We start from the raw sequence: 11,245 nt of genomic DNA on the forward strand, positions 1-11,245 counted from the left end.
GTCGCTACGTTAGCACTGCGCTTTCGTTAAAAACATCTGCAGGGCTAAGCATAAAGCTAAATCCAGACGCAATTATGCCAAGGCATAGAAAGCCTCAAGGCAGGCTAAATGACTATAGAATCCATAGAACATAAAGGAGGAGCTTCTGGTGACGGTTCCATTTGTTACAGTAGAAGGTCCGATTGGTGTTGGTAAAACCTCTTTATCTAAAGAGATTGCAGCGACATTTAATTACCATCTATTAAAAGAAATAGTAGACGAAAACCCTTTTTTAAATAAGTTTTATGAGAACATTGAGGAATGGAGCTTCCAAACGGAAATGTTCTTCCTATGTAATCGTTATAAACAGTTATCAGACATTAAAAAATTCCGTTTAACACATGAAAAACCTGTTGTAGCCGACTACCATATTTTTAAAAATTTAATTTTTGCGAAGCGTACATTGGCAACAACTGAGTATGATAAGTACGAAGAAATCTATAAAATATTAACGAAAGATATGCCTGTACCTAATGTAGTAGTTTATTTACATGCCAGTGTTGATACGTTGATGAAACGAATTGCGAAGCGTGGTCGTGAATTTGAAAAAATGATTTCACGGGATTACATGGAGCAACTTGTGGCAGATTATCATACCTTTATCGAGCATTTCGAGAAAATGCATCCCGAAATCCCAGTCATTCAATTTAATGGTGATCAGCTTGATTTTGTTAAAAATCCAGGCGATTTAAAATATGTTTTACAAACAATTAAGGATACGTTACAACAAAGGAGCTTGCAACAATGAATTTGAGAGAGAAATTCGATATTCCTCCACAAACTGTGATTACAATCGCTGGTACTGTTGGTGTAGGAAAATCGACAATGACAAAAGCGTTAGCACAGGCGTTACATTTCCGTACGTCATTTGAAAAGGTAGATACAAATCCGTATTTAGATAAGTTTTATGAGGACTTTGAAAAGTGGAGCTTCCATTTACAGGTGTATTTTTTAGCTGAGCGCTTTAAGGAGCAGAAGCGTATCTTTGAATATGGTGGCGGATTTATTCAGGACCGTTCAATCTACGAAGATACAGGAATCTTTGCAAAGATGCATTATGACAAAGGTACAATGAGCCCAACAGATTATGAGACTTATACAAATTTATTTGATGCCATGGTGATGACACCGTATTTCCCACATCCAGATTTACTGGTTTATCTAGAGGGACCAATTGATGCGGTAATAGGGCGCATTCAAGAACGTGGTCGTACGATGGAGCAGCAAACGCCGAATGATTATTGGATTGAGATGCATGAACGCTACGAAAACTGGATTAATAATTTTAATGCATGCCCAGTTCTACGTTTAGATATTAATGATTATGATTTATTAAAAAATCCTGAAGCAGTTGAATCAATTGTTAGCCGTATTAGTCATATGCTAAAACAAACAAGTCATTTACGAAAATAGGAAATAAACTATTCTTAAAATTAAACGTATAGTAAGGTAAACGGTGCGTTCTGGCCGAAAGAAATGTGATAGGTATGTAAAAAAATAAATGATCAAAAGACGTGAGACAATATGTAGCCAGCCTATTGTGTCACGTCTTTTGACATAGGAGGGATTACTATAAGAATAGCTGTATATTGCGGCTCTGGCTTAGGCTTAAACCCAATTTATGCGGAAAAGGCAGCCGAATTAGGGACTGTATTAGCGCAAAATGGCCATGGTGTCGTTTATGGTGGTTCAAACACTGGACTAATGGGAAAAGTGGCAGATGCAGTTTTAACAACTGGAGGAGAGGTTATTGGTGTGATGCCAACGCATTTACAGAAACGAGAAGTAGCACATGCATCGTTAACTGAGATTCACTTTGTTGAGTCTATGCATGTACGTAAAGCAAAAATGGTAGAGTTAGCAGATGCGTTTATAGCGTTGCCAGGTGGTGGCGGGACATTGGATGAATATTTTGAAGTGTTTACATGGGCACAAATTGGACTACATGAAAAACCAGTAATTTTATATAATGTTAACAGCTTTTATGATGCACTGCTACAGCATTTTAGGAAAATGTTAGAGGAAGGATTTATACGTGCAGAACAAAAATCGCTTATTCGTGTAGCTACTACATCGGAAGAAGTATTACATTTATTAAAAACATAGATAACAAGTGAACTGCCTCGTAAAAGTTAGACATCAACCTAACTTTTACGGAGGTTTTTTCAATATTTTGTTTTTGTAATTTTCAGATATATATTGAAATAGGAGATGAATTTTATTTACAATAATTGTGTAAGGCTTTCGTAAATCATAATAGGGGTGTTATCTATGACAAAGGTGGAAGTAAGTTTTAAGCATTTACCAACAACAGCTATTTCAGATGCTACAGGAGGACATACGAATTTACGTAGTGATATTAAACCGTTAGCAGATCATTTTAAAATTGCTGGTCGTGCGGTAACAGTGCGTTTACCAGATGGCGAAAACGGTGCGGTATTGGAAGCCATTCGGGCTGCTAGTGAAGGAGATATTTTAGTAATTGACGCTAAAGGGAATACCAATCGTGCAGTTGCTGGTGATTTTGTTCTTTCATTAGCGAAGGGGATTGGTGTACAGGGCTTTGTTGTAGATGGAGTTATTCGTGATATAGCAGCTATTCGTGAGCTAGACTTTCCAGTATTTTCTCTTGGCACAACGGTAGCAGCTGGCAATAAAAACGGTGGTGGCAAAGTAAATGTTCCTATTGCTATAGGGGGCGTTACTGTTCATCCTGGTGATTATGTTATTGGGGATGTGGACGGTGTCATTGTCGTGCCGCAGGAAGATGCAGAGCGTATTGTTGCAGCTGCTGAGGCAAAAATTGAAAAAGATGAATTACGCGCACAAGAAGCGCATGCAAAAGGGAAAGAATCTATTATTGCTTATTTAGATAAAGTTTTAACTTCTTTCAGCTGAAGTATCCAACCTCTATAGGTGGTAAGATGAATGCAGATTTAAGCTACTTTTCAGCGGGTGTCCAAACACCCGCTGAAATAGAGGAACTCAGTTTAAGAACGCCACGTCCTGTGGCAGCGACTGAGTGACCAACATCTTGTTAAAGCCTCCGGCGGATGTCACGGAATTATGCGGAGGCATAATGGATAAAGTAAAAAAATCCTCACGATGCCATCCATACATCGTGAGGATTTTTTTACTTTTTACGCTAAATTTTGATTGTCTTTAAAGTAATTTTTCATTTTATCTGTATCGAAACGGCCTTCCCATTTCGCCATTACTAATGACGCAAGTGAGTTACCAATTACGTTAACGACTGTACGTCCCATATCAAGGATACGGTCAATACCTGCGATGAATGCTAAGCCTTCGATTGGAATGCCGACAGTACCTAACGTTGCTAGAAGTACAACGAATGATACGCCTGGAACACCTGCAATCCCTTTTGATGTAACCATTAGTACAAGCATTAACGTAATTTGTTCACCAATGCTTAGGTGAATACCGTACATTTGAGCAATAAATAATGCAGCAATAGCTTGGTACAATGTTGAACCATCTAAGTTAAAGGAGTAACCAGTTGGAATAACAAAGGATACGATATCCTTTGGAGCACCTAACTTCTCCATTTTCATCATAACTCGTGGTAACACAGCCTCAGAACTTGCCGTTGAGAACGCTAAAATCAGTTCATCTTTTAATACTTTAATTAAGTAGAAGATGTTGATACCTGCGAATTTTGCCACAAGTCCAAGAACGACAAAGATAAAGAATAGCATTGTTGCATAAACAAGTATAGCAAGTTTACCTAGTGGTATTAGTGAAGCAAATCCATATTTGGAAACGGTTACACCAATTAAACCAAATACCCCAAATGGAGCGAATTTCATTACGAGGTTAGTTACCCAGAACATAGTATCTGCAACCCCTTGGAAGAAGCCTAAGACTGGTTTACCTCGTTCACCAATGGCAGCAACCCCTAACCCAAAAATTACAGAGAAGAAGATGATTGCAAGCATATTACCTTCAGACATTGCTTGAATGATATTTGTTGGTACGATACCTACAATAATATCAAATGGTCCTTCATGCTGTACCTCTTCAGTAGTGGTAACATATTTCGAAATATCCCCTTGAGAAAGTTCGTTCATGTTTAGACCAGCACCTGGTTGGAACAGGTTAGCGGAAAGTAAACCAACAATAATTGCTACTGTTGTAATAATTTCGAAGTAAATAAGCGATTTCCCGCCTAATCGTCCAAGCTGTTTCATGTCTCCAGTTCCAGCAACACCAACGATTAGAGTCGAAATAATAATCGGTACAACAATCATCTTAATTAGATGAAGGAAAATATCCCCTAGTGGTTGTAGATATGTTTCAACTTTGGGGTTTCCGTAAAAGATACCACCAACAACGATCCCTAAAATCAAACCGATTAAAATTTGAGCGGCTAAACTGATTTTAAATTTCTTTTTCAAAACCTTTGTACCCCCTGATATATTAAAATTTTTAGGACATGCCTTACTTTAATAATACGGAGGACTTATGGAATCCGACAAAATCCGAGAAAATTAATTTATTTTTGTTAAAATGTCTGAATATAATACCTGAATAAATTTCTTTATATTAACCTTTGCCTTGCGATTTTCGTGATCTTCTATCTGAGTCATAAGCTGGCGAATCTCTTTAAAGTCGAAGTATCGGGGTGCATAATATTCAAACTCAGAGTTTGTATAATCAACCACACCTAAATTAGCGAGATTGATCATCGCTGCTAGTATAGTACGACGCACACGTTGTTCAATGGCCTTACTTTCTTTCAAAATTTCATCTGGAGTAGACTTAGTAACAGCCGCGATTTCCTCATATAGCTCCTTTAATGGAGGGAGAGGTGCAATTTTGTGCTGATGAGCAAGCAATGTTTCGATAATTGCTATAATATCCTCGCTTCCGATTTCACCAACGATACCCATATCGTTTAAGATAGATTGAATATGATCACGTGACGTTGCTTTCTGATTTATTTGTTCACTTAAATCAATGTTTGTAAGGGATTGACGAATAACTAATAGCGAGTTTTTTAGGCGAAATTGTTCAGTTGTTTTACGTAAAACATTCTCAACCTCAATACGGTTTATAGGCTTATGAATAAAAAACTCTATCCCTTGCTCATATGCCTCGCCTACCATTTCCTTATTCACCACCTGCGAGATCATGATAAATTGACCCTCAAAACGATTTTGAATAAGGTGCTCGACTGTTGCGATGCCATCTAGTTTTGGCATCAGTAAATCGATAAGCACAAACTCTGGTTGTGTCATTAAAATTTGTGGAATGGCGTCCTCACCATTGCGAGCTTCCCCAATGACTGTGCCTAAACCACTTTCTTCAATAATTTGCTTTAGCATGACCCGACTTGCACGATCGTCATCTACGATAAAATATCTCATTTAAGTCTCTCCCGTTTGAATAGTCTGCGTAGGAATTGTAATTTTAAACATTGTGTTTCGATTGTTTGATTCAACGGATATTGAGCCATTTAATTTATTTACTAATTCAGCAACGTGTGAAAGACCAATGCCTGTTGCTGCGACACCATCAACATTGTATTTCGTGGTGTACCCAGGTTCAAAAATAATAGAGAGATCACTTTGTGAAATGCCCTTTCCGTTATCACATACTGTAATTACAGTATCATCCTGCAGTTTTTGAATATCAATAGAAATAACACCTTGTCCTTCAATTGCTTCTATAGCATTAGCTATTAAATTATTTAAAAGTGCAAGCAATGCAATATGTTCTTTAGTTTGAAAGTCAGTATCTATACTTATTTTAAACTCAATATCTATCCCGAGTAATTCAGCGTATTTACTATTACCTTCTTCTATATAATGTAATAATTCTGACAATCTAAGGGAGCCGAAACTCTTTTCACCAACAATTTTAGAAATACCTGCATAGATCCGTTGTGAATCTTTCTTTACTTCATGAATTTCCTGGGCAATATGTAGTGCCTGTAAGCTTTCTGCACGATAGCCTTGTGATTTTAATTGTCTGTATAAATCGAACCCGCTAGCTGTAATGGTTTCGATGTGGTTCATAGATTTTTTTAAATAAAGTGTTTCAACATATAAATCTGAGCCAATAGTAAGCATTTCCTGAACACGTTTTTTTTGCTCAGCAATTAAAATAGAGCTATAAATTCCAACAACAAAGAAACTACGCAATAAAGCAACTGCTAATAGTATAAGTAAATCATGAAGGAGTAAAAATGTATAAGAATTTATAAAGAAACGAAATAGTTGTTCCACTAAATTACTAAATACCTCACTAAATGCAACTAACAATCCAAGCATTAGTGGTCTTTCTCTATATTGATGAATGCTTAGTATTTGTAGGCATATTGCAAACAATATATAAAATGCAGCAGCAGGTAAATGTGTAAGCAAACTATCAACTAGTGGAACATCATGTAAAGAGTAATTAATGATAACCCGAAAAATGGTTGTCACCATACTCGTAGTAAATCCTGCTAAAATGATAGGCGTAGGTCTAAGTAAAGTACATAAAAAGAAAATAATACTTCCTAATCCAAAACGAAAGGTTGTATTAGCAAAAGGCGTTATTTTAATCTCACCACCAATAGCAGTTAAAATAGCAATTATGAAAATCCAAGCGAGGGAATTGCGAGATATAGAAATTTTCGAGTGCATTAAAAATCCTCCCTAATCAATATTAGTAGAGCTATAGTAAAGAAAAGATCCGCTAAAGAGTTTTTTAACATTCGACAGAAGTTGAAAGGCTACATGAATCGAAATCAAAAACATTTTCGACAATAATGTCTTTGGCTAATCTCAACTGTAAAATCTATGTTTTCCTTAACAATAAAAAAATACCACAACCTAAGCGGAAGTGGTATCTAGTAAGTGTTACATACAATTTTAAGCAAAAAAAAAACGGCTACGCTAGTAGTCGGAATTTAAAAACTGGAGGAGGTAGAGGGATTCGAACCCCCGCGCGGTGTTACCCGCCTGTCGGTTTTCAAGACCGATCCCTTCAGCCAGACTTGGGTATACCTCCATATTATATTGCTTAATGTCTTATCGACAAGAATTAATTTATCATGTTTTGAGATTGACGTCAACATTTTTTTTGAAAAATATTTATTTTTTTAATAATGATTGCTTATTTACATTGTTGATAGAATATTCCACATAAATATTATGTGCATTAAGTTGCAATTTATGAAAACAGTCAGTATACTAGTTATTGCCGTGCTAGGTGGGAAGGTAGCGGTGTCCTGTAACTCGCAATCCGCTCTAGCGAGACTGAATTCCTTTTTCGAGGCTGTCCGTATTGTTTGGTCTGCCTTTTGCACGTAGTGTTGACGATTGGGTCCTGCGCAATGGATACCCATGAACCATGTCAGGTCCGGAAGGAAGCAGCATTAAGTGGTCTTATTCATGTGCCGCGGGGTTGCCTAATCTGAGCTAACGACAAGAGTAACGCTTATGTGCGGCTGTCGAAGAAAGGTGCACGGCATTAAATTGCCAATTCAAACGCATCCGTCTACAATAGGCGGATGCGTTTTTTTGCATTCATATAATAATAAAGAGTCAACTTAAGTTTGTTGAAAAAAGGTAACACTATTTTATAAATAATGAGGCAAATGTTATAATAGAAATATTCTATTTAATGAAGAAGGGGAGAGGAAACCATTGACGTATCAAGCATTTTATCGTGTGTATCGACCGCAATCATTTCGGGAAATGTCTGGTCAAGCGCATGTCAAAAGAACGCTACAAAATGCTCTCCTAGCGGATAAAACAACACATGCCTATTTATTTTCTGGTCCGCGTGGAACCGGGAAAACAAGTACAGCTAAAATTTTTGCTAAAGCTTTAAATTGTGAGCATGCACCGGCAAACGAGCCTTGCAACGAATGTACCACGTGTTTAAGCATTACAGATGGCTCGCACCCAGATGTGATTGAATTTGACGCAGCATCTAATTCACGGGTTGAGGAGATCCGTGACATCATCGAGAAAGTCAGATTTGCCCCTGCAAGTTGCAGATACAAAGTGTATATCATTGATGAAGTGCATATGCTTTCTACAAGTGCTTTCAATGCACTATTAAAAACATTAGAAGAACCACCTCCACATGCTGTATTTATTTTAGCGACAACAGAACCCCATAAATTGCCTGCAACCATAATCTCGCGTTGTCAGCGCTTTGATTTCAAACGTCTTTCGACCAATGATATTATTGAGCGCATGAAGGTTGTCTTAGAGGATATTAACCTAGCGTATGAGGAACAAGGCTTGAAGGTAATTGCACAATCAGCAGCTGGTGGTATGCGTGATGCTTTGAGTTTATTAGATCAGGTCGTATCTTTCAGCGGTGATGAGCTGAAGCTTGAGGATGCATTACTGGTTACAGGTTCAATCAGTCAGGAAGTTTTCTATGACTTAGCAGAAGCTTTAAAAGTAAAAGATGTCGCACAAATGCTTGCACTGCTAGAACAGCTTATTGCTGATGGAAAGGATCCTCTTCGCCTTTCAGAAGACTTAATTACATTTTTCCGTGACTTATTATTATTACAAACGAGTGATGATTTGGCTGAACTATTAGAGTTGGTATCACCAGAGGAGAGAGTATTTACATTAGCGCATGATTTTGCACCAGACTTGCTATATGGCTACATTGATATATTAGCGAAAACACAGCAAGAAATGCGGTTCTCCCATCATACAAAGATTTACTTAGAAACAGCGCTACTTAAGATGGTACAGTTTTCTGGTGGGATAGTTAGTCAAACAACCATTTCAGGTGAAGCAGCAATGAGCCCTGAGCTTGCTCAAAAAATTGTAGCACTTGAGCAAATGGTGCAACAATTGTCAGTACAACTACAAGCTGGTACCTCTGTACAATCGATGCAAGCACCAAAAGAACAACGTCCCCGAGCTAAAAGTCCGAATGGCTATAAAGCACCAACAGGTCGTATTCAAGAGGTACTTAAGGATGCAACTAAACAAGATGTACAACGAGTTAAATCAGTTTGGGCACAGGCATTAAGCCAAATGCAAAAATCTCAGTCAGCTCTTTTAGCAGAAGCTGAACCTGTTGCGGCATCTTCAAGTGCTTTTGTGTTAAAATTCAAGTATGATATTCATTGTCAAATGGTTGCTGATAATCAATCTCTAAAAGCTCAATTCACACAATTAATTGCAGGGCAAACTGGTACTATGTACGAAATGCTTTGTACACCTGAAGAGACCTGGATGAAATTGCGTGAAGAGTTTATTCGTGATCATGGCTTACAGCAGGAAAAAAAATCTCAAGTAGAGACCAATCACGAAGTGGAATTATTAGAACCACCACCGGCAGAAATGCAGGAAGAGCCGTTTATCGACGATGCTCAACCACTTGCTTCACAAGATCCACTAGTGACGGAAGCGGAAAAATTGTTCGGTAAAGAATTTATTGAAATTGTTGAAGATTAATCATTTAGGAGGAATACGATTATGCGTGGAATGGGAAATATGCAAGGTATGATGAAGAAAATGCAAAAAATGCAAAAGGAAATGATGGAAGCTCAAGAGGCTTTAAATGCAGAGCAATTTGAGGGTGCTGCTGGCGGAGGTATGGTGAAAGTAACTGTAACTGGTCAACGTGAAATTGTAGAGGTAAATCTTGATCCATCAGTAGTAGATCCAGACGATATCGAGATGCTACAAGATTTATTCGTTGTTGCTGCAAATGAAGCACTGAAAAAAGTGGATGAAAAAACAAATGCAACAATGGGTAAATTCACTCAAGGCATGAACCTTCCATTCTAGGAGGTAAATAAATGTACTACCCAGAACCAATATCCAAACTAATTGATAGTTTTATGAAATTGCCAGGTATCGGGCCGAAAACCGCGGCTCGTCTGGCGTTTTTTGTGTTAACAATGAAAGAGGATGATGTTTTATCCTTTTCTAAGGCTTTAATCGATGCTAAACGAAATTTAAGCTACTGCTCTGTGTGTGGTAACATAACTGATGTAGATCCATGTCATATTTGTACCGACAAACAACGAAATAATTCTATTATTTGTGTTGTTCAGGATACAAAAGATGTAATCGCTATGGAGAAAATGCGTGATTACAATGGTATGTATCATGTGCTGCAGGGAGCTATTTCACCTATGGACGGTATTGGCCCAGAGGACATTAATGTTGCATCACTGTTAGTTCGTTTGCAAGATGAGACTGTTCAGGAACTTATTTTAGCTACGAATTCTACTATTGAGGGAGAAGCAACAGCTATGTATATTTCTCGGCTAGTGAAACCATCTGGCATTAGGACTACACGTATTGCCCATGGATTACCGGTAGGTGGAGATTTAGAATATGCAGATGAAGTTACGTTATCGAAGGCAATGGAAGGTCGCCGAGAGTTATGAGTGAGGGATTAATATGTTCTTCCGTAATAAAGGAAAATTAAAAAAAGAATTCGATGACAAGCTCGTGAATCTTATGAAAGAAACTAAAGAGGATTTGCAGCAGGCCAAAATAATTGAAGAATTACTAGACGACTATGATTTAGAAGTGATTGCTCAACGTAAAGCAGCCGAGAGTATACATTTTTATTTATTCAAAGAAGCTAGAATTAGAAGAGTATTGATTAAATAATAGTCATTTAAATTCATAGAAGCAAAACAGGAAACATAAACTTTCATAATTATATTGTTAATTTAAGGAGGAAACCATGTGTCGTGGTTAGTAATTATGAGTTTTTGTATACCTGTAGTGCTTCTTTTTCTTTATATAATAATAAGACATGCTAAGTTGGGTAAAATTTTAGAAGGAATATCTGTATTTTGGTTTAGATTAGCTTTTGCCTTTCTTCTATTATTTATAATTCACTTGGGCATAAGTTATGCCGGCTATAATATACCTATTAATCTATTTTCTGTTCTAACAATTGCTATACTAGGTATCCCAGGTGTACTAGGAATAACGGCTTTAATATTTTTTTTATAAAACACTTGTAAAAAGAAAATATTGTGGTATAGTATTAAGAGTCGCTAAGATAACTATTGAAAAACAAATGAATTAAATATTTTAGTTGTTGACAACTGGTTATTGGTGTGATATTATATAAGAGTTGCTGTTGCGAAACGGTGACGATATGAACCTTGAAAACTGAACAAGCAAAACGTAATCAATAAAGTTTTTAGTAGCTAACCTTGAGTTAGTGAACAAAACAAATTTTGGACATC

Annotated in this window: 12 protein-coding genes, 1 tRNA gene and 1 other RNA gene; 10 read left to right on the top strand and 4 right to left on the bottom strand. The window is 37.2% G+C overall.

What is annotated here, in order from left to right:
- Nucleotides 1-148: 148 nt before the first annotated feature.
- From ACIQXF_RS21635 to ACIQXF_RS21650, 4 genes are all read left to right on the top strand, one after another.
- Entirely contained in the window at nucleotides 149-787 is a 639-nt protein-coding gene (locus ACIQXF_RS21635; protein ID WP_402787499.1) for a deoxynucleoside kinase, read from the top strand.
- A complete protein-coding gene (locus ACIQXF_RS21640) occupies nucleotides 784-1,452 on the top strand; it encodes a deoxynucleoside kinase (protein WP_402787502.1) in 669 nt (222 codons plus the stop codon). The genes ACIQXF_RS21635 and ACIQXF_RS21640 overlap by 4 nt, the downstream gene beginning before the upstream one ends.
- 165 nt (nucleotides 1,453-1,617) lie before the next feature.
- The gene (locus tag ACIQXF_RS21645) at nucleotides 1,618-2,145 is read left to right on the top strand and encodes an LOG family protein (RefSeq protein ID WP_402787531.1); all 528 of its coding nucleotides are present in this window, start codon (nucleotides 1,618-1,620) and stop codon (nucleotides 2,143-2,145) included.
- A gap of 165 nt (nucleotides 2,146-2,310) precedes the next feature.
- Nucleotides 2,311-2,937 (top strand): RraA family protein, encoded by a 627-nt coding sequence (locus ACIQXF_RS21650; protein WP_402787505.1) that lies wholly within the window; start codon nucleotides 2,311-2,313, stop codon nucleotides 2,935-2,937.
- 242 nt (nucleotides 2,938-3,179) lie between these two features.
- Here ACIQXF_RS21650 and ACIQXF_RS21655 read toward each other — a convergent pair whose 3' ends face one another.
- The 4 genes from ACIQXF_RS21655 to ACIQXF_RS21670 all read right to left on the bottom strand — a co-directional run bounded on the left by ACIQXF_RS21655 (nucleotide 3,180) and on the right by ACIQXF_RS21670 (nucleotide 7,056).
- Complete coding sequence (locus tag ACIQXF_RS21655) at nucleotides 3,180-4,454, bottom strand: cation:dicarboxylate symporter family transporter (RefSeq protein WP_402787508.1); 1,275 nt, start codon at nucleotides 4,452-4,454, stop codon at nucleotides 3,180-3,182.
- A 93-nt stretch (nucleotides 4,455-4,547) separates the two neighbouring features.
- Nucleotides 4,548-5,426, bottom strand: a complete 879-nt coding sequence (locus ACIQXF_RS21660; protein WP_402787510.1) for a response regulator — start codon at nucleotides 5,424-5,426, stop codon at nucleotides 4,548-4,550.
- On the bottom strand, nucleotides 5,427-6,689 hold the full coding sequence (locus tag ACIQXF_RS21665) for an ATP-binding protein (protein WP_402787513.1): 1,263 nt from the start codon (nucleotides 6,687-6,689) through the stop codon (nucleotides 5,427-5,429).
- 274 nt (nucleotides 6,690-6,963) lie between these two features.
- Nucleotides 6,964-7,056, bottom strand: a tRNA-Ser gene (locus ACIQXF_RS21670).
- 192 nt (nucleotides 7,057-7,248) lie between these two features.
- Between ACIQXF_RS21670 and ffs the strand changes: the two genes are divergently transcribed.
- From ffs to ACIQXF_RS21700, 6 genes are all read left to right on the top strand, one after another.
- An RNA gene (gene ffs / locus ACIQXF_RS21675) (signal recognition particle sRNA large type) lies at nucleotides 7,249-7,516 on the top strand.
- 178 nt (nucleotides 7,517-7,694) lie between these two features.
- A complete protein-coding gene (dnaX, locus tag ACIQXF_RS21680; RefSeq protein ID WP_402787516.1) occupies nucleotides 7,695-9,482 on the top strand; it encodes a DNA polymerase III subunit gamma/tau in 1,788 nt (595 codons plus the stop codon).
- 21 nt (nucleotides 9,483-9,503) lie between these two features.
- A complete protein-coding gene (locus tag ACIQXF_RS21685; RefSeq protein WP_402787519.1) occupies nucleotides 9,504-9,818 on the top strand; it encodes a YbaB/EbfC family nucleoid-associated protein in 315 nt (104 codons plus the stop codon).
- A gap of 11 nt (nucleotides 9,819-9,829) precedes the next feature.
- On the top strand, nucleotides 9,830-10,426 hold the full coding sequence (recR, locus tag ACIQXF_RS21690) for a recombination mediator RecR (protein ID WP_402787522.1): 597 nt from the start codon (nucleotides 9,830-9,832) through the stop codon (nucleotides 10,424-10,426).
- Between the two features lie 13 nt (nucleotides 10,427-10,439).
- Nucleotides 10,440-10,655, top strand: coding sequence for a YaaL family protein (locus ACIQXF_RS21695; protein ID WP_402787525.1), 216 nt, complete (start codon nucleotides 10,440-10,442; stop codon nucleotides 10,653-10,655).
- 78 nt (nucleotides 10,656-10,733) lie between these two features.
- Nucleotides 10,734-11,006: a pro-sigmaK processing inhibitor BofA family protein gene (locus tag ACIQXF_RS21700; RefSeq protein WP_402787528.1), complete on the top strand. Its 273-nt coding sequence runs from the start codon at nucleotides 10,734-10,736 to the stop codon at nucleotides 11,004-11,006.
- Nucleotides 11,007-11,245 lie beyond the last annotated feature (239 nt).

Source organism: Lysinibacillus sp. NPDC097231, from assembly GCF_044761885.1.
Classification (GTDB): Bacteria; Bacillota; Bacilli; order Bacillales_A; family Planococcaceae; genus Lysinibacillus.

What these genes read in the sequence shown, in the direction of transcription:
- ACIQXF_RS21695 (WP_402787525.1), top strand. Translation starts at nt 10,440, where the DNA reads ATGTTCTTCCGTAATAAAGGAAAATTAAAAAAAGAATTCGATGACAAG.
- ACIQXF_RS21650 (WP_402787505.1), top strand. Translation starts at nt 2,311, where the DNA reads ATGACAAAGGTGGAAGTAAGTTTTAAGCATTTACCAACAACAGCTATT.
- ACIQXF_RS21660 (WP_402787510.1), bottom strand. Translation starts at nt 5,426, where the DNA reads ATGAGATATTTTATCGTAGATGACGATCGTGCAAGTCGGGTCATGCTA.
- ACIQXF_RS21685 (WP_402787519.1), top strand. Translation starts at nt 9,504, where the DNA reads ATGCGTGGAATGGGAAATATGCAAGGTATGATGAAGAAAATGCAAAAA.
- ACIQXF_RS21640 (WP_402787502.1), top strand. Translation starts at nt 784, where the DNA reads ATGAATTTGAGAGAGAAATTCGATATTCCTCCACAAACTGTGATTACA.
- recR (WP_402787522.1), top strand. Translation starts at nt 9,830, where the DNA reads ATGTACTACCCAGAACCAATATCCAAACTAATTGATAGTTTTATGAAA.
- ACIQXF_RS21665 (WP_402787513.1), bottom strand. Translation starts at nt 6,689, where the DNA reads ATGCACTCGAAAATTTCTATATCTCGCAATTCCCTCGCTTGGATTTTC.